25 protein-coding genes, 1 tRNA gene and 1 rRNA gene are annotated in these 25,642 nt (G+C 41.2%); 17 read left to right on the forward strand and 10 right to left on the reverse strand.

The annotated features are described in order from the left end of the window. The 9 genes from E0485_RS16220 to dnaA all read right to left on the reverse strand — a co-directional run. Positions 1-67, reverse strand: a 16S ribosomal RNA gene (locus tag E0485_RS16220); the annotation flags it as partial. A gap of 364 nt (positions 68-431) precedes the next feature. Beyond that, positions 432-1,025: a YdeI/OmpD-associated family protein gene (locus tag E0485_RS16225; protein ID WP_132419108.1), complete on the reverse strand. Its 594-nt coding sequence runs from the start codon at positions 1,023-1,025 to the stop codon at positions 432-434. A 157-nt stretch (positions 1,026-1,182) separates the two neighbouring features. Then, complete coding sequence (gene gyrA / locus E0485_RS16230) at positions 1,183-3,648, reverse strand: DNA gyrase subunit A (protein ID WP_132419109.1); 2,466 nt, start codon at positions 3,646-3,648, stop codon at positions 1,183-1,185. A gap of 84 nt (positions 3,649-3,732) precedes the next feature. Beyond that, a complete protein-coding gene (gene gyrB / locus E0485_RS16235; protein WP_132419110.1) occupies positions 3,733-5,643 on the reverse strand; it encodes a DNA topoisomerase (ATP-hydrolyzing) subunit B in 1,911 nt (636 codons plus the stop codon). Positions 5,644-5,692: 49 nt separating this feature from the next. Continuing rightward, on the reverse strand, positions 5,693-5,950 hold the full coding sequence (gene remB, locus E0485_RS16240; RefSeq protein ID WP_132419111.1) for an extracellular matrix regulator RemB: 258 nt from the start codon (positions 5,948-5,950) through the stop codon (positions 5,693-5,695). A 75-nt stretch (positions 5,951-6,025) separates the two neighbouring features. Next, a complete protein-coding gene (recF, locus tag E0485_RS16245) occupies positions 6,026-7,135 on the reverse strand; it encodes a DNA replication/repair protein RecF (protein WP_132419112.1) in 1,110 nt (369 codons plus the stop codon). A 30-nt stretch (positions 7,136-7,165) separates the two neighbouring features. After that, a complete protein-coding gene (yaaA, locus tag E0485_RS16250; RefSeq protein WP_132419113.1) occupies positions 7,166-7,381 on the reverse strand; it encodes a S4 domain-containing protein YaaA in 216 nt (71 codons plus the stop codon). 16 nt (positions 7,382-7,397) lie between these two features. Next, complete coding sequence (gene dnaN / locus E0485_RS16255; RefSeq protein ID WP_132419114.1) at positions 7,398-8,540, reverse strand: DNA polymerase III subunit beta; 1,143 nt, start codon at positions 8,538-8,540, stop codon at positions 7,398-7,400. 173 nt (positions 8,541-8,713) lie between these two features. Further along, positions 8,714-10,075 (reverse strand): chromosomal replication initiator protein DnaA, encoded by a 1,362-nt coding sequence (gene dnaA / locus E0485_RS16260; RefSeq protein WP_132419115.1) that lies wholly within the window; start codon positions 10,073-10,075, stop codon positions 8,714-8,716. 690 nt (positions 10,076-10,765) lie between these two features. Here dnaA and rpmH point away from each other — a divergent pair. The 12 genes from rpmH to E0485_RS16320 all read left to right on the forward strand — a co-directional run bounded on the left by rpmH (position 10,766) and on the right by E0485_RS16320 (position 22,812). Next, positions 10,766-10,900, forward strand: coding sequence for a 50S ribosomal protein L34 (gene rpmH / locus E0485_RS16265; RefSeq protein ID WP_132419116.1), 135 nt, complete (start codon positions 10,766-10,768; stop codon positions 10,898-10,900). Positions 10,901-11,037: 137 nt separating this feature from the next. Beyond that, positions 11,038-11,391, forward strand: coding sequence for a ribonuclease P protein component (gene rnpA, locus E0485_RS16270; RefSeq protein ID WP_132419117.1), 354 nt, complete (start codon positions 11,038-11,040; stop codon positions 11,389-11,391). Between the two features lie 189 nt (positions 11,392-11,580). Beyond that, positions 11,581-12,387 carry a YidC/Oxa1 family membrane protein insertase gene (locus E0485_RS16275; protein ID WP_235857601.1) on the forward strand — a complete coding sequence of 269 codons (807 nt, stop codon included), beginning with the start codon at positions 11,581-11,583 and terminating at the stop codon, positions 12,385-12,387. A 16-nt stretch (positions 12,388-12,403) separates the two neighbouring features. After that, a complete protein-coding gene (gene jag / locus E0485_RS16280; RefSeq protein WP_132419118.1) occupies positions 12,404-13,024 on the forward strand; it encodes an RNA-binding cell elongation regulator Jag/EloR in 621 nt (206 codons plus the stop codon). 131 nt (positions 13,025-13,155) lie between these two features. Then, positions 13,156-14,532, forward strand: coding sequence for a tRNA uridine-5-carboxymethylaminomethyl(34) synthesis GTPase MnmE (mnmE, locus tag E0485_RS16285; protein ID WP_132419119.1), 1,377 nt, complete (start codon positions 13,156-13,158; stop codon positions 14,530-14,532). A gap of 15 nt (positions 14,533-14,547) precedes the next feature. Next, entirely contained in the window at positions 14,548-16,443 is a 1,896-nt protein-coding gene (gene mnmG, locus E0485_RS16290; RefSeq protein ID WP_132419120.1) for a tRNA uridine-5-carboxymethylaminomethyl(34) synthesis enzyme MnmG, read from the forward strand. 14 nt (positions 16,444-16,457) lie between these two features. Next, entirely contained in the window at positions 16,458-17,183 is a 726-nt protein-coding gene (gene rsmG / locus E0485_RS16295) for a 16S rRNA (guanine(527)-N(7))-methyltransferase RsmG (protein WP_207911001.1), read from the forward strand. A 683-nt stretch (positions 17,184-17,866) separates the two neighbouring features. Then, entirely contained in the window at positions 17,867-18,685 is an 819-nt protein-coding gene (gene noc, locus E0485_RS16300) for a nucleoid occlusion protein (RefSeq protein WP_132419122.1), read from the forward strand. A 370-nt stretch (positions 18,686-19,055) separates the two neighbouring features. After that, positions 19,056-19,829 (forward strand): ParA family protein, encoded by a 774-nt coding sequence (locus tag E0485_RS16305; RefSeq protein ID WP_132419123.1) that lies wholly within the window; start codon positions 19,056-19,058, stop codon positions 19,827-19,829. Beyond that, the gene (locus E0485_RS16310) at positions 19,810-20,676 is read left to right on the forward strand and encodes a ParB/RepB/Spo0J family partition protein (RefSeq protein WP_132419124.1); all 867 of its coding nucleotides are present in this window, start codon (positions 19,810-19,812) and stop codon (positions 20,674-20,676) included. Before E0485_RS16305 ends, E0485_RS16310 begins: the two co-directional genes overlap by 20 nt. Positions 20,677-20,995: 319 nt before the next feature. Continuing rightward, the gene (locus E0485_RS16315) at positions 20,996-22,144 is read left to right on the forward strand and encodes an aminotransferase class V-fold PLP-dependent enzyme (protein ID WP_132419125.1); all 1,149 of its coding nucleotides are present in this window, start codon (positions 20,996-20,998) and stop codon (positions 22,142-22,144) included. Between the two features lie 185 nt (positions 22,145-22,329). After that, positions 22,330-22,812: a DUF4446 family protein gene (locus tag E0485_RS16320; RefSeq protein ID WP_235857602.1), complete on the forward strand. Its 483-nt coding sequence runs from the start codon at positions 22,330-22,332 to the stop codon at positions 22,810-22,812. Between the two features lie 9 nt (positions 22,813-22,821). On the opposite strand, the gene yyaC is transcribed toward E0485_RS16320, so the two are convergent. Further along, a complete protein-coding gene (gene yyaC, locus E0485_RS16325; protein ID WP_132419127.1) occupies positions 22,822-23,403 on the reverse strand; it encodes a spore protease YyaC in 582 nt (193 codons plus the stop codon). Between the two features lie 111 nt (positions 23,404-23,514). Here yyaC and E0485_RS16330 point away from each other — a divergent pair, with 111 nt between their 5' ends. The 5 genes from E0485_RS16330 to E0485_RS16350 all read left to right on the forward strand — a co-directional run bounded on the left by E0485_RS16330 (position 23,515) and on the right by E0485_RS16350 (position 25,499). Continuing rightward, positions 23,515-23,748 carry a DUF3343 domain-containing protein gene (locus tag E0485_RS16330; protein WP_132419207.1) on the forward strand — a complete coding sequence of 78 codons (234 nt, stop codon included), beginning with the start codon at positions 23,515-23,517 and terminating at the stop codon, positions 23,746-23,748. A 34-nt stretch (positions 23,749-23,782) separates the two neighbouring features. Beyond that, entirely contained in the window at positions 23,783-24,598 is an 816-nt protein-coding gene (locus E0485_RS16335; RefSeq protein WP_132419128.1) for a mechanosensitive ion channel family protein, read from the forward strand. Positions 24,599-24,637: 39 nt separating this feature from the next. Further along, positions 24,638-24,862 (forward strand): DUF951 domain-containing protein, encoded by a 225-nt coding sequence (locus E0485_RS16340; RefSeq protein WP_132419129.1) that lies wholly within the window; start codon positions 24,638-24,640, stop codon positions 24,860-24,862. 147 nt (positions 24,863-25,009) lie between these two features. Beyond that, complete coding sequence (locus tag E0485_RS16345) at positions 25,010-25,324, forward strand: DUF4190 domain-containing protein (protein ID WP_132419208.1); 315 nt, start codon at positions 25,010-25,012, stop codon at positions 25,322-25,324. A gap of 84 nt (positions 25,325-25,408) precedes the next feature. Beyond that, a tRNA-Ser gene (locus tag E0485_RS16350) sits at positions 25,409-25,499 on the forward strand. Positions 25,500-25,642 lie beyond the last annotated feature (143 nt).

The following is a 25,642-nucleotide window of genomic DNA, read 5'->3' on the forward strand; positions in this document are numbered from 1 at the left end:
GCTCGACTTGCATGTATTAGGCACGCCGCCAGCGTTCGTCCTGAGCCAGGATCAAACTCTCCATTAAAGGTGAGCTGATTTGCTCAAAATTTCTTGCTAGCTTGTCAATATCTTGTGGATATCGACGTTGTTGAGATTAATAATCTCATTTATTTCTTCACTCGTTGTTCAGTTTTCAAAGGACAATTTCTTTCATTTTTCGCTGCCGTGTTTCTCAGCGGCGACTTAATTAATATATCACATTCGACTAGGTAATTGCAAGCTTTTTTTTGAAATTCTTTTTTAAAGTGTTTTTCAACGCTTATTAAGCAGCTTGTAGTATTTTGTCGAACGTTGCCGTTTCAGCGGCAGAAGACAACTATAACATGTATATGAATATGTGTCAAACATTAATTAGAACTTTTAAAACTCAGTGTAGTTTGTCACGTATACTAATCATTTAATCCTTTTCCATTCAGAATTTGCTGCATATATTTTTCAACCCTCGAAACTCGAGTTTTGGATTGTTTAGGTTCTGAGAAGTAATAAAGGTACGCTCTTTGCCGTCCCGGCGTCAATGCTTCAAAAGCAGTTTTCAACTCAGGCATATCATCGAGTTTATTTTGAAACTCGTCAGGAATACTGTATTCAGTCGTTTTCTTCAAAGTCACTTCCAAGCCTGCTTTTTCAACTTCAATGGCTTCATGAATATAGGCTTTGATGATAGGTTCCATTTCAATGATCTCTTGAATATTGGTGAACCGAATCTGTCGCGCTGCTTGTACATTCTCTGTTTGTTGGATTAGAATCCCGCTCGGATCTTTTAACAAAGCGCCTTTATGAAACAAAAGTGCACAATATTCTTTGAATCCATGGATGAGAACGATGTTTTTATTCTCATGCGTGTAACAAGGATGCATCCACTTATAATCTTCGGTCAACTCACAGTCAAGCACGATACTTCTTAACTTCTCATATTCTGCTTTCCACTTTTTAGACTTACTTAAGAATCCATCAACTTTTGGATTCAATTTACTCTTTGTCATTAAGGATCGCCCCCCTTTACTATTTCGATCTGCTGAACAATTCATACATAGATCATAATTAACTTAAAATCCACAGTACCACAATTGTAAATACTTTTCACAGCAATAAGACAATAACAAAAGCAGGCACCGAAGTACCTGCTCTACAGTCATATGCTTACTCTGAAATCTCTTCATCCTCAGACTCTTCGTCTGTTTCTTCACTCTTGCTCACGCGAGCTACTGTTGAAACTTCATCGTCTTCTCTTGTATTGATTAGCTTAACACCTTGTGTGTTGCGTCCCATTACTGAGATTCCAGACATGCTTGTGCGGATTAGTGTACCTGAAGTCGTGATGATCATGAGATCCTCATCTTCACGTACCACTTTAAGACCTACAACATAACCATTTTTAGATGTTACGTTAAGTGTCTTAATACCTTTACCGCCACGAGTCTGAATACGGTATTCGGACTCAGGTGTACGTTTACCGAAACCTTTGGAAGTAACGATCAGCACGGTATCATCTGCACGAACAACGTCCATTGCAATCACAATATCATCTTCTCCAAGCTGAATACCTTTAACCCCTGTAGCCGTACGACCCATGGATCGAACATCGGATTCCGAGAAACGAATAGACATCCCTTGTTTCGTAGCCATGATAAGCTCTTGATTGCCATCTGTAAGTCTGACATCAATCAACGCATCGTCTTCACGCAAGCCAAGGGCGATTAAACCGACTTTACGAATATTAGTGAAATCGTTAAGCGGTGTTTTCTTCACAACACCTTGTCTTGTTCCAAAGAACAAGAAGTCTTCGCTCTCGAAGCCCTCGACTGGAACAATCGCACTGATCTTCTCACCCTGTTCAATTTGAATCAGGTTAATAATCGGAGTTCCGCGTGCTGTGCGTCCAAGCGCTGGGATTTCATAAGCTTTTAGGCGATACACCTTACCTTTGTCAGTAAAGAACAGCAAGTGATGATGAGAATTCGTTACAAATAGATGCTCGACAAAATCATCTACCTTCGTGTCCATCCCAACGACACCACGTCCTCCACGTTTTTGTGAACGGTAAGTCGTAACTGGAAGGCGCTTGATATACCCAGTGTGGGAAATTGTAATGACAACATCTTCACGTGGAATCAAGTCCTCGTCTTCAATCGCTTCTTGACCGATCGTAATTTCACTGCGGCGTTCGTCACCATATTTTGCTTTAATTTCTTCGAGTTCTTCACTGATTATCGCGAGAACTTTCTGCTCATCAGCAAGAATAGCTTTTAATTCTGTAATTAATGCCATTAGCTCTGCATACTCAGCATCGATTTTCTCACGTTCCAAGCCAGTTAACTGGCGTAGTCTCATTTCAACAATCGCTTGTGCTTGCTCATTTGATAAACCGAATCGTTCCATCAAGTTTGCACGTGCTTCTTCCGTTGTACGTGAAGCACGAATAAGGGCAATCACTTCATCGATATGATCAAGCGCAATGCGTAAACCTTCGAGAATATGCGCACGTGCTTCAGCTTTTCTCAAATCAAATTGTGTACGACGTCTGATAACTTCTTCTTGATGTACCAAGTAATGATGCAATACTTCACGAAGACTAAGAACCTTCGGCTCACCGTTAACGAGCGCGATCATAATAATACCAAAATTGGACTGCAATGCTGTATGCTTGTACAGATTATTGAGCACAACACTTGGATTTACATCGCGACGCAGCTCGATCACAATCCGCATACCTACACGGTCAGATTCATCACGTAAATCTGTAATTCCATCAATTCTCTTCTCACGAACAAGTTCAGCAATTTTCTCAACCAAGCGTGCTTTGTTCACTTGATATGGTATTTCAGTTACGACAATACGTGCCTTGCCGCCATTGTCTTCGATCTCTGCTTTAGCACGCATCGTAACCGATCCACGACCTGTTGCATATGCTTGCTTAATGCCTTCACGTCCTAGAATTAACCCGCCCGTTGGAAAATCCGGTCCCTTAATGGCACTCATAAGCTCAAGTGATGTTACATCAGGCTTACGAATCAACAGCTGAATACCATCGATAACTTCGCCCAGGTTATGAGGTGGAATGTTCGTTGCCATCCCGACTGCAATACCCGAAACACCATTGACAAGCAAGTTTGGGAACCTAGATGGTAAAACAACAGGCTCCGTCTCTTCTCCATCATAGTTAGGTATAAAATCAACGGTTTCTTTATTGATATCACGCAATAATTCCATTGCAATTTTGGACAGGCGAGATTCTGTATAACGCATTGCGGCAGCACCGTCACCATCAATCGAACCAAAGTTACCGTGACCATCTACCAGCGGATAGCGAAGTGAGAAATCTTGCGCCATACGAACCATTGTTCCATATACTGACGAATCACCGTGTGGATGATACTTACCTAGTACTTCCCCTACGATTCTCGCTGATTTCTTATATGGTTTGTCAGGAGACATTCCAAGATCAGCCATCGCGTATAGAACACGACGATGAACAGGCTTCATACCATCCCTAACATCAGGCAATGCGCGACTTACGATAACACTCATCGCATAGTCCATAAATGATGTGCGCATTTCATACCCGATATCTATTTCTTTGATTTGTGAATTCCTCTCCTCGGTCATCTCTTACCTCCTGCTAGAAGAAAGCTGATCCCGCCCTATATAGGGCGGGTGCATTCTTAAGGTTATATAGCAAACTGCTTTTATTTAGATATCCAAGTTCTTAACGTACTTCGCATGCTTCTGGATAAATTCACGACGAGGCTCTACATTGTCACCCATCAAGGTATCAAACATTTGATCAGCGAACATCGCATCGTCAACCGTCACTTGAAGCAGTGTACGCGCTTCTGGATCCATCGTTGTTTCCCATAGCTGAGTCTTGTCCATTTCACCAAGACCTTTGTAGCGTTGAATATTAACTTTCACATTCTCACCGAATTCAGCCATAATCTCGTCTTTTTGACGATCATTATAAGCATATCGAATCACTTTGTTACGCTCCAGCTTATAAAGCGGTGGCTGTGCAATGTACACATAACCCGCTTCAACCAGCTTGCGCATGTACCGGTAGAAGAACGTGAGCATCAACGTACGAATATGCGCTCCGTCGACGTCGGCATCTGTCATAATAACAATTTTATGGTAACGCGCTTTGGTAATATCAAAGTCCTCCGATATCCCCGTTCCAAGCGCCGTAATCATCGCACGAATTTCAGTACTCGATAAAATACGATCCAGTCTTGCCTTCTCAACGTTCAGAATTTTACCACGAAGTGGAAGAATCGCTTGGAAATGACGATCCCGTCCGTTCTTGGCAGATCCGCCCGCTGAGTCCCCTTCGACAATGAACAGCTCAGAGATTGAAGCGTCTTTGGAGGAGCAGTCCGCTAGCTTACCAGGCAAAGAGCTAACTTCAAGCGCACCTTTACGTCTGGTCAATTCACGCGCTTTGCGCGCAGCTTCACGTGCTCTAGCAGCCTGAACACCCTTCTCAACGATTTTCTTTGCAACCGCTGGATTCTCTTCCAGGAACATCTGCAATTTTTCGGAGAATAACGATTCGACAATACCACGAACCTCAGAGTTACCAAGCTTCGTTTTCGTCTGTCCCTCGAATTGAGGATCTGGAATTTTGACGGAAATAATCGCCGCAATCCCTTCACGCACATCATCGCCCGATAAATTGTTATCCGATTCCTTAATCGAATTGGATTTACGTGCATAGTCGTTCAGAATACGCGTTAGTGCACTCTTAAATCCAGATTCATGCGTACCGCCTTCGTGCGTATGAATGTTATTGGCAAACGAATAAATATTTTCTGTATAGGAATCATTATATTGAATAGCGACCTCAACCGAAATTCCATCCTTCATGCCTTCTGTATAGATCGGCACTTCATTCACTGGAATACGATTGCGATTCAAAAATTCAACAAACGAGATAATACCGCCCTCATATCTGAAGCTCTCAGAATGATCAGTACGTTCATCGGTTAAGTTAATTTCAAGTCCTTTATTCAAGAACGCCAGTTCCCTGATCCGACCTTCCAAAGTCTCGTACTGATACTCTGTTGTTTCAGTAAAAATTTCTTCGTCTGGCCAGAATTGAACCGTCGTCCCTGTTTCTTCCGTTTCGCCAATTACTTTTAGATCATATTGAGGAACACCGCGATGGTATTCTTGTTGATACACTTTGCCATTAAGTTTAACCGTAACAACTAATCGTTTAGACAATGCATTAACAACCGAGACACCGACACCATGCAAACCGCCTGATACTTTATATCCTTCGCCGCCAAATTTACCGCCAGCATGAAGGACCGTCAGAACGACCTCAACGGTTGACTTCTGCAGCTTCGTATTCAAACCTACAGGAATACCACGACCATTATCGATTACGGTAATCGAGTTGTCTTTGTGAACAATGACATCGATTCTAGTACAGAAACCCGCGAGCGCCTCGTCAATGGAGTTGTCAACGACTTCCCACACCAAGTGATGAAGTCCTCTGCCGCTAGTCGAACCAATGTACATACCCGGGCGTTTGCGAACGGCCTCCAGCCCTTCGAGAACCTGAATCTGACTTTCGTCATAACTATTATGATTTTCGGACACTATGCGTTCACCTGCTTTTTCTATTAGTCAGTAATACTTAAACCAGTGATCAAATTTTCTGGTCAGCTAGTAAATATCGAGCACGCTTTCCCAGCGTAGAAGCAGAAATGGGAGAATAATAAACTTTATTCAAGGTCACGATTAGTGACTTGCTCTCCTCTTCGCCAATAACTTCAATGCGATGCTCCTTCGTTGCAGAGGCAACGAACGCTTTTGATATTTTCGAGGTTTTCTCGATGGACAAATCAAATATAGCGATGAGCTCAGAAGAACGAATCATTTTCTCGCCACCTAAATGGATAAACAAGCTATCAACTCCCCAATTGTCTAGAAGAAACGGTTACACCGTCTTTAAGGACCGTTCTTTATAAGTGAAATGGAATTAATCCGTGATGCTGCCGCTATTAACATGAAAAATCGAAGCGTTGTTTAGTTGATCCAAATGCACGCTTTCAAGACCAGTGGTCGTGATAAATGTCTGAACCTTACTTTGAAACGTCTGGATCAGTTGTGTTTGACGATATTCATCAAGCTCGGACAAAACATCATCAAGCAAGAGAATGGGGTATTCTCCTACTTCCTCATAGATGAGCTCAAGCTCTGCTAGCTTTAGGGACAGCGCGGTAGTCCGTTGTTGTCCTTGTGAGCCGTACGTTTGTACTTCTTTGCCATTAATAAAAAAAAGTAAATCATCCCGATGCGGTCCAAGAATACTTACGCCTCTACGTATCTCCTGATCCCTTATCTTAGATAACTTTACCATAAATTGATCAAATACAACAGTATCGTCTACTTCTTCACTATCGGCTACAGATGGACTATACGTAATAGTTAGCTGTTCCTTGCCATTCGTAATGCCAGCATGGATCTGCTCAGCCCACTTTTGTAGCTTTTTTATAAAGTTTTGACGTTTTTTCATAATTTTAACACCATAGGTTACTAACTGTTCATCCCAGACAGATAACATATCCTGATCTAGTGGTGCTTTGAAAGCATTCTTCAGCATATTATTACGCTGTTGCAATGTTTTCTGGTATTGGGACAAGTCGTAAATATAGCTGGGATAAACTTGTCCGATCTCCATATCCATGAATCTTCTGCGTACGCCCGGGCTCCCCTTCACGATCTCCAAATCCTCTGGGGCAAACATAACAACATTCAATGCGCCAATAAATTGACTTAATTTGCGCTGCTCAAGTCCATTAATCCGGACACGTTTTCCTTTGGACGATAAAGCTAATTCCAGCTTGCACGGACCATATTTCTTATCAATCTCAGCAGCTATATGCGCCGAATCTGCTTGCCAGCGAATCAATTCCTTGTCTTGAAAAGTCCGATGTGACTTCGTTAATGCAAGAACGTAGATCGCTTCAAGCAGATTCGTTTTGCCTTGCGCATTTGAGCCTAAGAAAATATTCACATTGCTATCTGTGTTCAGCTCGAGCTCTTCATAGTTACGGTAATGTCGTACAGACAGTTTTTTGAGAAACAAAAGACGCCCTCCTGGTTATTGCCTTTATGCTTACTTAGCAACAACCTTAAATTCACCGCAGCCTTCAACTACAATCCGATCATCTACACGCAGCTTGCGTCCGCGGCGATTCTCAGCCTCATCATTTACTAATACGTTAGCTTCTGCAAGAAAGCTCTTGGCTTGTCCGCCTGATTGAATGCAATCAGACAGCTTTAAGAACTGGCCTAGCGTAATATATTCGGTCGAAATCGGTATATTCTTCATCCTATTCACAATCTCCTTATTGTGGGGTGCGGTACGGCAAGATCAGCTGTAGAATGGCTGAGCCATCCTCGGGCTTGATAATAATCGGCTGCATAGAACCTGTAAAACCAATATAAATATAATCAGAATCGATGACTTTAAGCGCATCGAGCATATATTTCGAGTTGAAGGAGATTTTTAATAAATCGCCCTTGATGGAATGAATCTCAATTTGCTCCGTTACTTTACCAAGCTCAGTTGAAGGTGATGAAACTTCAATTGTGTTGTTCTCGTTGATGATTAGATTAACAATGTTAGTCTTGTCTTCACGAGACAATAAATAAGCTCGGTCAATCGCATCTGCAAGCTCTTTGGTTTTGACCACAAGTTCCGTTTTGAAGGATTGCGGTATGAGCTTAGTCGTATCTGGATATGTGCCATCAAGGATACGAGTGTAGAACAGAATGGATTGCATTTTGAACAAAGCTTGATTATCGGAAATAACAATATCAATTAAGCTGTTTTGATCTGGCAAAATTTTGCTTAATTCATTAAGTGTCTTACCACTGATAACAATTTGTGGCAGACGATCGATTGCGTTCATTTCAATTGCAATTTCTCTTGATGCTAAACGGTGACGATCGCAACCGATGAATTTAAGTTTATTGTTCGCCAAATTCCATAGAACACCCGTTAGAATTGGCGTTGTTTCGTTGGAAGATACAGCAAAGGAAGTTTGTTTGATCATCGTTTTGAGTATATCACTAGGCACTTGGAACATCCGAGTTTCCTCTACTTGCGGCAATAAAGGAAATTCTTCAGGATCCAGTCCCATAATCTGTACTTCGGAAGAACCTGAGCGAATCGTTGTTTGAAATTGATTCTGAACTTCGATCTCAATTTGTTGAGAAGGAAGCTTGCGAATTAATTCAGCAAAAAACTTTGCTGGCAATACAACACTTCCCGGAAGTTGTAATTCAACAATCGTAAGATCATTTGCTTGCGTAGGGATAAAACTCTGAATGGAGATGTCCGTATCGCTAGCAGTTAAAGTTACTCCACTGAAGTTTGCGTCTATTTTGATTCCTGTAAGAATAGGAATAGTTGTACGGCTCGAGATCGCTTTACCAACATGACCGATGGATTCATTTAATTGATCTTTCAAAATCGTAAATTTCATAATTTCACTCCCGTGGTTCTGCATTGTTAATTTGGAACATATATCTTTAATAATACATTGTTTTATTAAGTAATAGTAGTAGTAGGTGCGGTGAATATGTGGATATGTGGATGAAACAGGCGTTAAATAAGCCTATCCACATGTGAATAGATTGTGCATAGGCCTGTTTATTGTTAAGACGATGGATTCTTTATTTTTTCGATTAAAGAGTGGATAACTTTATTCAATTCGGTGTCGACTTTAAGTGACTCCGTTATTTTGTCATGCGCGTGAATAACGGTCGTATGGTCACGTCCACCGAATGCTTCCCCGATCTTAGGTAGCGAGAAGTCTGTCATCTCCCTTGCCAGATACATAGCCACTTGTCTAGGGAATGCGACAGCTTTGGTCCGTTTCCTCGCTTTGAAATCTTCCAGTTTCAGACCGTAGAATTCGCCAACACGCTGCTGGATATCCTGAATCGTAATCACTCTAGGACGTGAAGACGGAATAATGTCCTTGAGCGCTTCTGCTGCCAAATGCACGCTGATGTCTTGATTTGTAAGGGATGAGTAAGCAACGACGCGGATAAGCGCACCTTCTAGCTCACGAATGTTCGTGTCGATCTGATTCGCAATATAGACCATTGCTTCATTCGGAATTTCAAGGTTTTCAGCCTTAGCCTTTTTCCTTAGGATCGCAATTCTTGTCTCCAGATCCGGCGGCTGAATATCGGTAATTAATCCCCATTCAAACCTTGAACGCAGCCTGTCCTCCAGTGTTGGAATTTCTTTGGGCGGACGGTCACTGGAAATAATAATTTGCTTGCCTTCTTCATGCAAAGCATTAAACGTATGGAAAAATTCCTCCTGAATTCGTTCTTTCCCCGCGAGAAATTGAATATCGTCAATAAGCAAAATATCAATACTGCGATATTTGTTGCGAAATCCCTCACCGCGATTATCTCGAATGGCATTAATGAATTCATTGGTGAATTTTTCGGATGAGATATAGAGCACTTTAGCAGACGCATTATGCTCTAGCACAAAATGACCAATTGCGTGCATGAGATGGGTTTTACCAAGACCAACTCCTCCATAGAGGAAAAGTGGGTTATATGCCTTGGCAGGCGCTTCGGCTACAGCTAATGAAGCCGCGTGAGCAAATCGATTGCCTGATCCGATGACGAATGTATCGAATGTATATCGGGCGTTCATCATATGTGGATAAGGTTCTTCTGCCGGTGTATTTGCTTGATTTTGCTCGGCGGGAGCTTGTGCTTGCGATTTGACTGATTTGATAGGCTCATCTTGTTCAATTAGGAATTTAAGTTCGTATTCCTTGCCTGTATATTCGACAATAGCTGAGGAGATTAGTTTATGATATCGACTTTCAAGCCAGTCTTTTGCAAAATTGCTAGGTGTCAAAATGATGGCTGAATTTGCGGTGAAATTCGCTTTCGTTGATTTTAACCAGGTTTCAAAGCTTGGACGGCTTACCTTGGTTTGAATAATGGCTAGAATGTTCTGCCAGATGTCATTTTCATGACCTTCCACCTATTTCACTCCTTGTGCAAAAAGAAACGAATGCCTCGCCCGAATGGGACCAAAACAAAGCCGTCCTTAAAGACGGTGAAACCGTTTCTTCTTAGGTTTGTATTTAAAAAGGGCTATTGCTCGACAAAGTTGTCCACAATACGCAGGTTGTTAATAAGACATAATTCGCAATTAAATTGACTTGTCAACAATGTTATCCACAGGTTGTTAATAATTTTTGTTGATATAGGGGTTAATCCACAATCGAAACATTCTAATCTTAGCAGAATAAGCCGCTAGAATCAACGAAACATTTGTTTTATCCACAGTTTCCATACCTTGTGTACAAAAATTGTCGACACCACAAGATATTGTGGATAATCTGTTAGTTAGGTGGATAAATCAAAAATGTGGACAATTTGATTATTCACAAGTTATGCCGTGGATAACTACAAAAGAGGTTTTTGAGTTTAAAATAGATGTGTGTATAAGTTTCACACCATACATGGCTATTTCTCGCAGAAACCCCTCCATCCTTAAAGACGGTGTAACCGTTTCTTCTTGTCCACAAATGAAGGAGAAGAGTAACAACGCTATTTGAAGATTTAAATAAAGGTGAATTTACAAAGGTTGACTTTTGCCTATAAAAATGGTTTAATATTGAGAGAAATTTTAAGGATTGAAATATCCTCATAGGGAGGTGCAATATAGATGGGTCCTACTTTCCAACCTAATACTAGAAAACGTAAGAAAAACCACGGCTTCCGTAAAAGAATGGCTACAGTTAACGGCCGTAAGGTGCTAGCTGCTCGTCGTCAAAAAGGAAGAAAAGTATTGAGTGCTTAAATGATGGACCACTGCTCGGTGGTCTTTTTTGTTGATAATTTAAGATAACGTTATATTGCATCAGGTTTTGGTTAAGGATAGCTAATGTGCGGCAAAGTTAGAGGCTGCCGATTTAGCGGCTTGTTTGGGGTGAGGGTATGGAAAGAGAATATCGACTCGCCAAGCGAGAAGATTTTAATAAGGTGTATCGAGCTGGCAAGTCGGTTGCGAATCACCAGTTCGTTCTCTACTATTATAAGCGATCAGGACAGGAGAACTTTCGACTTGGAATTTCGGCTTCCAAAAAAATCGGCAATGCGGTTGTACGCAATCGTATGCGCAGAATGATAAAAGAAATTGTCCGCCTGAATAACAATAAAATCGTCGGAGGCTACGATTATATCGTAATCGTGAGAAAGCCTGCCGTCACTTTGTCGTATCAAGAGTTAGAAAAAAGCGTTAAGCATGTGTTTCGCAAAGCTTCTTTAAATAAGACAGCCAGTATGATATAGTTTAAATGTTAGATTTGTCCAAAAGAAACGGTTTCACCCGTCTTAAAGGACGGATGCGATTCTTGGGGTATTACTTAGAAATTTATGACCCAAACGTTATAAATTCTATAATACCAAACAGAGTGCAAACGCACCTTGCAATGAAACGTTATTGTTTCGTGGATAGTATAAGATGTAGGAGGAGTACTTTTGACTCGACGTTTATGGCTCTTGGTCCCTGCTTCCTTGATGCTACTCGTTCTATCAGGATGCAGCAGTTCTGGATTATCTGTGCTTGATTACAATGATCCGACGAATAGTTTCTTTTCTAAATATTTAATTGTACCGCTTGCTAGTTTGATGGACTGGTTCGCAGGACTGTTATTCAATCAGTATGGCCTAGCGATTTTGGTCATCACAGTTTTGATTCGTTTGATCATCTTGCCACTATCACTCAAGCAATTCCGTTCCTCGAAGAAGATGCAAGAGCTTCAGCCTGAAATGAAGAAACTTCGTGATGAGCACAAAGCAAATCCGCAAAAAATGCAAGAAGAAACGATGAAGCTGTACCAAAAGCATGGCGTAAATCCACTTGCTGGATGTTTGCCTGCGATTGTACAAATGCCGATTCTAATTGCTCTTTATCAAGCGATTATGCGAAATCCGAACATTGTAGGACATGGTGAACATTTCTTATGGTTCCAGTTAGATCAACCAGAGAAAATTTGGCTTCCTATTATAGCGGCTGCTACAACGTATCTCCAGCAGTTGTTCATGCAATCCCAAATGAATTCTCAAATGCGAATTATCATGTTTATTTTCCCAGTCATGATTTACGTAATGGCGCTTCAGTTCCCAGCAGCATTGGCGTTGTACTGGATTTATGGTAATATCTTCACATCTGTTCAATATTATTTCATGTACGGTGGTTTCAAAGGCAAGACTGCAGTAATTGAGCAATCGGCTCAATCAGGTAAGGGATCGAAGAAGAAATCGAATAAAAAAGCTTCCAAATAAAAGGGTGAAGTTACTGATGAAGAATTTGATTGTCTCTGCTAAAACAATTGAAGAAGCTATCAAATCGGGACTTGCGCAATTGAATGTAACGGAAGATCGAGTGAAGGTAAACGTTCTGGAACAGCCAACCAAAGGCCTATTCGGCTTGTTTGGCTCCAAGAATGCGAAGGTTGAGCTCGAAGTGATCCCAGATCCAGTAGAAGAGGCGATTGTTTTCTTACAAGATTTGATGAAAGCAATGCAAATTTCTGTAACCATTAATAGATCCAAAGATAAAGAATATACATTGCTTGAGCTTTCTGGTCCAGAACTCGGCATATTGATTGGTAAAAGAGGGCAGACTTTAGATGCTCTGCAATATTTAGTTGGTATTGTAGCGAATCGTTATTCATCTTCCTTCATCCGCATTGTATTAGATGCAGAGAATTTCCGCGAACGTCGCAAACAGACGCTCGAGGATCTAGCGAATAAATTAGCGAATCGTGTTCTTCGTACACGCAAAGATGTTGTACTTGAACCGATGAATGCTCAGGAACGCAAAGTAATTCACACGGTGTTGCAGAATCATGCGAATGTCAAAACGTTCTCGAAGGGCGAAGAACCTAATCGTCGCATTGTGATTACAATGAGGACGTAAGTCAAGAATTAATGGCAATGACACTTATGAACCAAGCGTCATTGCCTTTTTATTAGTCTTATATAGAATAAAACTGTAGTGTAATAAATTCGAAGTGATAACGTTTCATCTTGGATTAGAGGTGGTTGTACATGTTGAATGATACGATTGCAGCGATATCGACGCCGCTTGGCGAAGGTGGTATCGCAGTCATCCGCGTGAGCGGCAGTGAAGCAGTTGCGATGGTTGATCGTATTTTTAAATCGAAAACAAGCCTGGCGGATGCGGCTACGCATACCGTTCATTATGGTTATATTATAGATAACAATACGGGTAATAAGCTCGAGGAAGTCCTTGTGACCGTTATGCTGGCACCGCGTTCTTTTACAATGGAAGATGTGGTAGAGGTAAGCTGTCATGGTGGCATTGTATCTGTACGCAAGGTGTTGGATTTAATTCTGGCTCAAGGCGTTCGCTTGTCTGAACCAGGAGAGTTCACAAAGCGTGCTTTCTTGAGTGGCCGAATTGATTTGACGCAGGCGGAAGCCGTTATTGATTTGATCCGTGCCAAGTCTGATCGTGCATTTAGTGTGGCTTTGAAACAGGTTGAGGGGAATTTGTCGAAACGAATCAAAGAGCTTCGTTATGAGCTGGTTGAATTGATGGCTCATATTGAGGTGAACATCGATTACCCTGAGCATGATGTAGAAGAGATGACGAATGCTTTTATTAAGACGAAATGCGAGACGGTGATGGGGCAGATTGATACTTTGCTTCATACCGCAGAGCAGGGCAAGATTTTAAGAGAAGGTATCGTGACTGCGATTGTAGGTAAACCGAATGTAGGCAAGTCTTCATTATTGAATGCACTTGCACAAGACAATCGTGCGATTGTTACAGATATACCTGGAACGACACGTGACGTCATTGAAGAGTACGTCAATATCGGCGGTATTCCACTTAAGCTTTTGGATACGGCTGGCATTAGGGAAACAGAAGATGTGGTTGAGCAGATCGGTGTAGAACGTTCACGTTCTGCAGTGACAGACGCAGATCTTATTCTGTTTATGATCAGCCAAGCGGATGCGCTAAATGCGGAAGATTATGCGATGATTGACCTTATGAAGAATAAGCAAACCATTGCCATTCTTAATAAAATGGATTTGCCCACGCAGCTTGATCGCGGCGTGATTGAATCTTATTTTGCCAAGGATCAAATTGTTGAATTGTCTCTAATTGAGGGCCAGGGTCTGGCTGATCTGGAGAAAGCTATTTCGCTTATGTTCTTTGAAGGCAGTATTGAAAGCAGTGATTTGACGTATGTAAGTAATGTTCGACATATCCAATTGCTGAAGCAGGCGAAACGCTCACTTGAAGATGCTCTGACAGCGAATGAGACTTATGTGCCGATTGATATGATACAGATTGATATTAGAGCGGCTTGGGAGCAGTTAGGCGAAGTGATCGGTGATGCTGTAGCTGAGTCGTTGATTGATCAGATTTTCTCGCAGTTCTGTCTGGGTAAATAAAGGGGGGTATTCATAATGAGTTATGTAGCTGGTGACTATGACGTAATTGTAATCGGAGCGGGACATGCAGGGTGTGAGTCTGCACTAGCTGCTGCACGTATGGGCTGTGAGACGCTGCTAATTACAATTAATTTAGATATGGTTGCTTTCATGCCATGCAATCCGTCGATTGGCGGGCCTGCTAAAGGGCATGTCGTGCGTGAAATCGATGCGCTTGGCGGTGAGATGGGGCGCAATATTGATAAAACATTTATCCAAATGCGTATGCTGAACACGGGTAAAGGACCTGCTGTTCACGCTTTGCGTGCGCAAGCCGATAAATTTATGTATCAGCAAGTGATGAAGGAGACGATCGAGAGGACGCCTAAGCTGACGCTAAGACAAGGCATGGTGGATGACCTTGTAGTGGAGGATGGCGTGGTTAAGGGTGTTATTACGAAGACAGGCGCACAATATAATGCCAAAGCGGTTGTACTGACTACAGGTACGTACTTGCGCGGCAAAGTGATTATGGGCGAGCTGATGTATGAGAGCGGTCCTAACAATCAACAACCTTCTATTAAGCTGTCGGAAAACTTGCTTAAGCTTGGTTTTGATCTTGTACGTTTCAAAACAGGTACGCCGCCTCGTATTCACAAGGACTCGATTGATTTTGATCAAACGACGATTCAGCCTGGTGATGAGGAGCCGAAGTTCTTCTCTTATGAGACAACGACAAGCACTAACAAGCAATTGCCATGCTGGTTAACGTATACGTCCGAAGATACACATCAGGTCATTACGGATAATCTGCACCGTGCACCGATGTTCTCGGGCGCCATTAAAGGTACGGGACCTCGTTATTGCCCATCGATTGAGGATAAAATTGTTCGTTTTGCCGATAAGCCGAAGCATCAAATTTTCCTAGAGCCGGAAGGACTTAATACGTCAGAGTATTATGTGCAAGGGCTATCGACGTCGATGCCGGAGGATGTGCAGCTTCGTATTCTGCGTTCGATTCCTGGTCTAGAGCGTGCAGAAATGATGCGTAATGGTTATGCGATCGAATATGATGCAGTCGTTCCAACGCAGCTTAAGCCGACGCTTGAGACGAAAGTGATTAACGGTTTATTTACAGCAGGTCAGATTAACGGAACTTCTGGATACGAAGAAGCAGCGGGTCAAGGCATCATGGCAGGAATTAATGCGGCTTGTCTCGTACAAGATAAAGAGCCAGTCATTCTTGACCGCTCTGAAGGCTATATTGGCGTCCTAATCGATGATTTGGTTACTAAGGGTACGAATGAGCCATACCGTCTGCTAACATCTCGTGCGGAGTATCGTTTGCTGCTTCGCCATGATAATGCGGATATGCGTCTGACTCCAATCGGACATGAGATCGGGCTCATTACGGAAGAACGTTATCAAGCATTTCTTAACAAAAAGGAGCTTGTTGAACAGGAAATCGAGCGTCTGCAAATGACAAAAGCTCGTCCAGATGAACAACTTACGAATTTATTAAACAGTATAGGTTCCGCACCGCTTGTGAATGCAGTTGATCTGCTATCTCTGCTGCGTAGACCTGAGATTCTATATCGTCATATTGAACAGCTTTCTCCTTCTCCTATTGAGTTAACCGATGATATGAAGGAGCAAGTAGAGATTCAAACGAAATATGCAGGTTATATCGATAAGCAATTAACACAGGTGAATAAGCTTCGCAAGATGGAAATGAAGAAGATTCCTGACGATATAATATATGAGGAAGTCTACGGTATCGCAACAGAAGCGAAGCAGAAGCTAAACAAAATTCGACCTGTTTCGATTGGCCAAGCGAGTCGTATTTCGGGTGTAACGCCTGCGGATATCTCCATTCTGCTTGTCTATTTGGAGCACTATAACCGCGTTACAGCAGCGAGAGCACAAGGATAAAGGATGAATACATGATGGATGCATTGCAAGAACAATTTGCTGCCGAGCTTAGCAAGCATGGTCTGACATTATCTGCACGTCAAGCTCAGCAGTTTGAAGCTTATTATCAATTGCTTGTTGAATGGAATGAGAAAATAAATCTTACGGCAATTACGGAACGGTCGGAGGTTTATTGGAAGCATTTTTACGATTCGATTTCACTGGCTTTCTATAAAGACATGAATCAAGTGAAAACGATGGCTGATATTGGCTCTGGAGCGGGATTCCCAGGCATTCCACTCAAAATTATTTTTCCAGACCTCAAGCTTACCATCGTAGATTCTCTCAATAAGCGAATTAACTTCTTGAATCTGCTTGCGGATACACTTGAGTTATCGAATGTGAACTGCGTCCATGGAAGAGCAGAGGATGTTGCAAGAACGCCTGAGCACCGTGATCACTATGATCTTGTAACGGCAAGGGCTGTTGCAAGGCTCAGCGTATTGAACGAGTTCTGTCTGCCTTTTGTGAAGCCAGGCGGCATGTTCGTTGCTATGAAGGGTTCTGAAGTAGAGAACGAGATTGAAGAATCATCCTTCAGCTTAAGAGAGCTTAGCGCCAAACGCGTGAGAATTGATCGGATGGAGCTGCCTGTAGTAGAGGGCATCAGACACTTTGTTCATATTACCAAGACAGCACCGACAGCTAAGAAATACCCGCGTAAAGCGGGCACTCCACTAAAGCAGCCTCTAATTAAATAGATGGCTGCTTCATGACTGTTTTACTAACATAGAGCTGATGTGATTGTAATTAAATATAATTTATGTAAAATATTACTATTTTAATATTTTACTAGGATTGTTTAGTTGTATTATGAAAAAGACTAAATTCCACTAATGTCTAGAGTTATATTTTGCTTGGTTAATTGAGGTCAATACAAAAGTAAGTACTTTACACGTGCGTAGTGACCGCTGCGAGTATGGATCATTCTTAGCTATTTGGCAAGCACTGATTATTGTTTTGAGCTATTAATGTTCAATCTCTTTTACATATATTTCGTCAATGTTTCACGTGGAACATTAATTGTAATTGTCTTTGATGGCGTAGCTGAGTACGATGCAGGAAATCATTCAATGAATGTAGAATATAGGATACGAACTATTAATGGGCTTGAACCTATTAGATGGGAATATTAAGCCTATTAATAGATGAAGCTCATACTACAATGGAAATTGTAATCATGTTTATTGATTAATAGATTTAGTTCCTGATACAATTTCATTACTCGCTATTTATGATCAAGAAAATACGAGGCACACAAGATAATGAACTCAGTGTAGATATAGACATAACATAAATAAATCTTGATTGATGCTCGATAAGATATTATGAAATTAATTCTCTTGCATAACATTTTTCGGGGGAAGTAGGGTGGTTTTATAATATGAAAGAACAATTCTCTAAGCTATTCGGTTTTACAGAAAAGGGACCAACTGATGAAGTTAAGAATATTCCAGTAGGTGAGATCCTTCCAAGTCCATATCAACCTAGAACGGTTTTTAGCGATGATAAAATAGATGAGTTATGTCGCACCATTCGGACACATGGCGTTATCCAACCAATCGTTGTTCGGATTACGAATAATCAATATGAATTAATCGCTGGAGAACGTCGGTTAAGAGCTGTAAAAAAGCTAGGGTTAGAAACGATCCCTGCAATCATTCGAGAATTCAATGATTCTCAATCTGCATCGATTGCATTGATTGAAAACTTACAGCGTGAGAATCTGACGGCAATTGAAGAAGCAATTGCTTACCAGCAGCTTATTGAACATCAGAGTTTAACACAGGAAAGTTTGGCTCAACGTCTGGGTAAAAGTCAATCAACGATAGCCAATAAAATTCGATTGCTGCAATTATCAGAACCGATTCGTACAGCTTTATTAGAACGTAAAATTACGGAACGTCATGCAAGAGCCTTACTAGCTTTAGATACGGAAGAATTGCAGCTTAAAGTACTAGATGAAATTATCGCAAAAGAACTAAATGTAAAGCAAACGGAAATTAGAATTCAATTCCTAAAGGAACTAACGAATAAGCCTAAAAAGGCAAAACGTGTATCTTATACGAAGGATGTACGTCTTGCTCTGAACACCATTCGTCAATCGGTACAGATGGTCACAAGTTCGGGGCTGAATATTAATACTTCAGAAGAAGATTATGAAGATCATTATGAAATTGTGATTAAAATTCCTAAACGCTAATGAATACATTAAAGACAAGACCTCAGTATAGGACCTGAGGTCTTTTTTTGTGAGTGGATGTAGTAAATCAATCTTGAAATATGATAGAATAGAATTATCGTCTCAAAAAATAATGAATTTCAGTAGTTATGGGATGGATAGGTCGATTTTTATTGTCTATGTATAAATATTTATCCATTTGTGTACGTGAATACTACATATTCAGTGCTCAATTATGATCTTATTAATAGATCAGATGTATAAGTTATACACTTTTACTTTCTGAACTATCACGCAGAAATGCGCACGTCCTTAAGGACGGTGAAATTGTTTCTACTTGTATGAATCAAATTAACGTGATTGCAGATTTAATAATTGAGGTGAGTTAGCTTTGGCTAAAATATTAGCAATTACAAATCAAAAGGGTGGCGTAGGAAAAACAACGACATCCGTAAATTTAGGCGCCTCATTGGCATCACTTGGCAAGAAGGTGTTGCTAGTCGATATTGATCCGCAGGGTAATACAACAAGTGGTATCGGGATTAATAAAGCTGACGTTCAATATTGCATTTATGATGTCATTATTAACGATATTCATCCAAATGACGCAACAGTTGACACGAATATACCGAATTTGAAAATAATCCCTGCTACAATTCAATTAGCGGGAGCTGAAATTGAGTTAGTGCCTACAATTTCGCGTGAGGTTCGGTTGAAGAAGTCTTTGAATCTACTGCGTCATTTATATGATTATATTTTAATTGATTGTCCTCCCTCACTGGGTATTCTGACGGTCAATTCATTAACAGCTGCTGATTCTGTCATTATTCCAATTCAATGTGAATATTACGCGCTTGAAGGCTTATCTCAGCTCTTAAATACAGTTCGTCTTGTACAGAAGCATCTGAATACAAGTCTTCAAATTGAAGGTGTGTTATTAACGATGTTTGATGCAAGAACAAACCTCGGTATACAAGTAATAGAAGAAGTTAAAAAATATTTTCAACAAAAAGTATATGAAACGGTTATACCAAGAAATGTTCGTTTAGGCGAAGCGCCGAGCCATGGGCAATCGATCATTACTTACGACCCTCGCTCCAAAGGTGCTGAGGTGTATCTCGAACTTGCAAAGGAAGTGATCTCCCATGAGCAAGCGGTTAGGTAAAGGACTTGATGCATTAATCGATAATCTTCACATTAATGAAGATGATAAGGTTGTACAAATTCCACTTAGTCAGCTTAGAGCCAATCCTTATCAACCAAGAAAAGCTTTTGACGATGACAGCATTCAAGAATTAGCTGTATCTATTAAAGAGCATGGTGTAATTCAACCTATCATTGTTCGTAATGTGATCAAAGGTTATGAGATTATTGCAGGGGAGAGACGATTCAGAGCATCTCAAATCGCGAATATTGCAACAATCCCAGCAGTTATCCGTAAACTAACGGATCAGCAGGTAATGGAGATTGCATTAATCGAGAACGTACAACGTGAAGATTTGAATGCAATGGAAATTGCGATTGCTTACCAGAATCTGATTGAAGCATTTTCATTAACTCAAGAAGAGCTATCTGTTAAGGTGGGTAAGAGTCGTTCGCATATTGCAAACTTCCTTCGTTTATTACAATTACCTGACAATGTAAAAGAATATGTTTCACGTGGAACATTATCAATGGGACATGCTCGTGCATTAGTTGGCGTGAAGGATGTAAAATTGCTTAAATCTTTGGCAGAAAAATGTATAGCGGAGCAGTGGAGTGTTCGTCAGTTAGAAGAAGAACTGAAAATGCTTGAAGAAGCTAAGAATGCTGCTAAACCGGTAGCAACGGAGAAGAAGAAGGATAAGAAAAAAGATCCTTATATTCAACAAGCTGAAGAGCATTTGCGTGAAAGATTCCAAACGACAGTTACCATCCATCACTTGGACAATAAAGGCAAGATTGAACTGAAATATTATTCTAGTGATGATCTTGAGCGTATACTAGAATTGTTGCAAAAGAAAATAGATTAATTCATAGGTTTCATTGTCGTTAACTATAATAAATTGAATGGCATACCCGATTGTTCTCTCAAGAAACCAAGGATTGACTGGATAAGTCAATATCGTTTCGATCAGAACTGATTCAGGTATGCCATCTTTAATGAGCAGCATGAATCAATTGCATGATGAATGCGAGCGGCTAGAAATGGTGAATGCTAGAAAAAAGCTAAATGACCAGAAGAAACGGTTACACCGTTCTTAAAGGCGGGTGCGTTTCTTAAGGTGTTACTTAGAATTTATGACACGAATGTTATAAATTCTATAATACGCAAAGGGGGGAGGAAGAGAAGTGAGATACTTAGATAATGCTGCTTCTTCTTGGCCTAAGCCGCCTAGCGTGATGGAAGCGATGATGAATAGCATGAACGAAAGTACAGCGGGACCAGGTCGTGGAAGTCATAGTATGTCTCTCAAGACGAGTCGAGTGGTGTTTGATGCTCGGAAGAATGCTGCGAAGCTATTTGGAGTGCGCAACCCAAACGATATCGCATTTACGATGAATACGACGATGTCGCTGAATTTAGCCATCAATGGCTTCGTACGAGAAGGCGATCATGTGGTATGTACCATGATCGAGCATAATTCCGTACGAAGGCCGTTAGAGCATCTGAAACGTACACGGAACGTTTCAGTCACCTATGTTCCCGCGGATACGCACGGGAACATTCAGGTGGCGGATGTCACGGCGGCCATCCGCCCTGAGACCACGCTGTGTGTCGTCGCACACAGCTCGAACCTGCTCGGCACGATCGTAGACGTGCCGGGGATAGGCGCCCTTTGCCGCAGCAAGGGCGTGCGGTTGCTCGTGGATGCGGCGCAGAGCGCAGGCATCCTGCCGATCCATGTCGATCAGATGGGGATCGACATGTTGGCTTTTCCCGGCCACAAGGGGCTCATGGGGCCGCAGGGTACAGGTGGATTGTATATCCACCCAGAGCTTGAACTAGAACCGCTATTATATGGCGGTACGGGCAGTCAGTCAGAGGAGATTGATCAGCCGCGTGTACGACCTGATCGTTATGAAGCAGGGACACATAATACGGTAGGCTTAGCAGGGCTTAGCGCTGGCATTAAATTCGTGCTGGAGCAGACAGTAGAGGAGATTTATAAGAAAGAATGGGCATTAACACAGCGATTAATGGAAGGCTTAGGTTTAATTGAGGGAATACATGTGTTAGGACCTAAAATTGGACAAGCTAAGACAGGAATTGTTGCGTTCAATGTGAAGAATGTGGATTCCTCGGAAATTGCCTTTATTTTGGACCAGTCATTTGAAATTGCAGTACGTTCGGGATATCATTGCACACCACTCAGTCATGAATCCATAGGTACATTAGAACAAGGGGCAGTTCGAGCTTCAGTTGGTTTCTATACAACAATTGAAGATATCGATGCTTTGATTGATGCAGTTAAGGATATTGCGGCTAATTACGCATAGATGTACGAATTCTTCTGTACCCATAGAAGTGTACCGAATTTATATACAACCAGAAGAAACGGTTTCACCGTCCTTAAAGACGGGTGTGTTTCTTAAGGTATTACTTAGAATTTATGACACGAATGTTATAAATTCTATAATACCAAGAAGAAATGTAGTGAAGATGTGAGAGGATGAAGGATCAGATGGAAGAGTGGGTATTACCAGGATTAGTGGTTGTAACTTTATTCGTTGCTATTTTATTTATTTTAGTCATCGTATTGTTTGTTAAGCTGTCACGTGTGAAGAAGGCTTACAAAGCCCTGCTCAATGGACCGAGTGAAGTCAATATAGAAGAACTGCTGATCGGCATTCAAGCTAGATTGAATGAACAAGGTGATTTTGGCAAACAAATGGATCGTGAAATACAACAAATTCAAACAACAATGAAGACAATGAAGTCAAAGGTTTATATCCATCGTTATAGTGCGTTTGGAGAAATGGGGAACAACGATCTAAGCTTCTCTATTGCAATTTTGGATGATATGGCGGATGGAGTCGTTCTTACGAGTATTTATGGACGTGACCAAAATTATATTTACGCCAAGCCGATTCAGAAGGGTGTATCAACCTATACTTTATCGCCTGAAGAGAAAGAAGCAATCGCACATACACTACAGCAGGCTTAGTCATTTATTCTAAATTTCATTGCCCGCAGCATGGGTAGTTCGCAAAAGATGCAAAGATTGCATCGAATGGAAGATGGAAGTGGAAATCACCTCAGCCATATTCATAACGATGCTAAGACGCGTATTTTGCAGAACAAAATATTCCATGAAACCAGATACATTCACGATACCTGTAATGTGGATGTTACCAACAGGCGGCAGTTCTTTATTCACACCGCTGCCTGGCTTCAGAGGACCGTCACCGACTTGAATATGTCCGATTGAACTCATTTGGCCGAGGGAAGCATCCACAGCAATAATAAATGGATTATGGAAGCGACCATGAATTTCACTAATTTTATCGTTCAAGTTCATTGCATGTACAGGTTCATCTAACGTACCATAAACATAAAAATTCTTTGGGCTATTTTTAGAAAGTTGACTTCCAACTAAGGGGCCAAGTGAATCACCAGTAGATCGATCTGTACCTACACAGCAAATAACAATCGGCCGAGTACCGACCATATTCAGCAAGGTTATTAAATAGGTTGAGAGTTTACTCGTCGTATGCTCATCGGTATAAAGCAGCTTAATGGGGGAAGAGGCGAACATGTGATCCCTCCGATATGAGAAATGATAAACGATACTAGACTAACAATTTTTACTAGTATACGGAATTAAGTGAGAGAATATACGTAGCGGAGGATCATCTTTGTGGAAATGATGCTGATTGCCTTTGATTCAACCCAACAAGCGCTTAGAGCGGAGATGCTACTGGAATATGCAGGTCTGGAAATAGATATGTGCCCAACTCCCAAAACGATAACAGCGGGCTGTGCGTTGTCTATTGAATTCAGTGGCACGGATCTAGATGCTGTCCAGCAAATTATTGTTTCGGAGCACGTAGAAATTCGTGGGATCTATAGGAAGCAAGGGGAAAGTTATTCACGTATCTAAGAATTAAGCGGATTTGGCAAGGAGGACATCTAGAATGAATTTACTTGAAACTTACTGGGCAAAATTTGTAGACTATACAGCAGAATTAGATATTATCGGGCATGGCTTCAGAATCATACTTATTTATATTTTAGCAAGGGTTGTTATAACGGTTGCCGATAAAGCGATTGATAAGGTCATGAAGGTTAGAGATCGCTCGAAGATTCAATTTGATACCAGAAGAGGAACGACGATCAGCAAACTCATACATAATTGTATTTCCTATACGGTTAACTTCATTGCTATTCTATTAATACTCAGTCAATTTGGCATTAATCTTGGACCGATTATTGCGGGAGCAGGGGTACTCGGACTTGCCATTGGTTTTGGAGCGCAGAGTTTAGTGAAGGATGTTATAACCGGATTTTTTATTATTTTTGAGGATCAATTCGCAGTTGGTGATGTTATTCAGATCGGTGCCTTTAAAGGCACCGTTGAGCAAATTGGATTGCGTGTAACTCGTGTCAAAAGTTCAACAGGGGAAGTTCAGATTATACCAAACGGAACCATTGCACAGGTAACAAACTTTTCCGTCTATAACTCAGTAGCAGTGGTTGATGTATCAATAGACTATGGAGCGAATTTAGATTGCGCATTAAAAGTACTTAATGAATTGGCAATGAGAATGTATAATGAAAGTGAGCTAATCGTATCCGAGCCTAAAGTACTAGGTATTCAAACATTGGACAGCTCAGCGGTTGTGATGAGAACGACAGTGGAATGCTTGCCGAATAGACAGACAGAAGTGACCAGAGTCATGCTTGCAGAAATTAAGAAGGAATTTGATCATCATGAAATTTCCTTAACTTAAGTTGTATATATCATACTGAAAAAAGTCGGGTGAATCACAATGGAGCGTAAACAATATGAGCTTGGCGATATTGTCCTCATGAAAAAGCCTCATCCTTGCGGCACGAATGAAATGGAGATCATACGTATGGGGATGGATATTCGAATCAAATGTGTGGGTTGTAAGCACTCTGTACTCGTACCGCGTGCCAAGTTCGAGAGCAAGCTTAAGAAAGTGCTGCGGTCTGCTTCGGATAAGGGGCAGGGAGCGGAGGAAGAGAATTAAGCGTATTTACGACAAAAAATGTTTTGAATTATCTGTTTTAGTCATGTAAACTTATACGTAGTTTATTAATATGGAAGATTAAGGAGTTGTTAACATTTGGACCAGAACGACAATTATCAAGGAAACTATCAGAACAATTATCAAGGTATGAGACAAATGCCGCCGTCAGCACCGCCTAGGACGAACGGTAAGGCAGTAGCGGCGCTTGTACTGGGTATTCTAAGCTTAGTTATTCCATACGCAGGATTTATCATCGGAATCATTGCCATCGTATTTGCTAAGCTAGCTAATGACGAGATTAAACGTACAGGTGAAGCGGGCAAAGGTATGGCTACTGCAGGTATGGTAACAGGTATTATCGGAACGGCGTTATATGCGATTGTTATTATTTTTGTTATTATCATAGCTGTAATAGCTGCTAATGAATTGTACTTGCCTTTAAGCTATTTAATCGGAAGATAATTTGTTATTCCTAGGTTGTCACAACTGTTAATTTATGATAAACTATTTCTTGTTGTAAACTTATTCTAGTTTGCACAAGAATATGGAGAGGTACCCAAGAGGCCCAAGGGGGCTGACTCGAAATCAGCTAGGCGGTGTATGCCGTGCGTGGGTTCGAATCCCACCCTCTCCGCCATACATATCAAACCGCGTTATATCAACGTAACATAAGCGAAGTCTTCATGCGATAATTAATCGTATTGAAGGCTTTTTTATTAGTATTATAGAATTTATAACATTTGTGTCCTAAATTCTAGGTAATACCTTAAGAAACGTATC

This window comes from Paenibacillus albiflavus (genome assembly GCF_004344915.1).
Lineage (GTDB): Bacteria > Bacillota > Bacilli > Paenibacillales > NBRC-103111 > Paenibacillus_AM > Paenibacillus_AM albiflavus.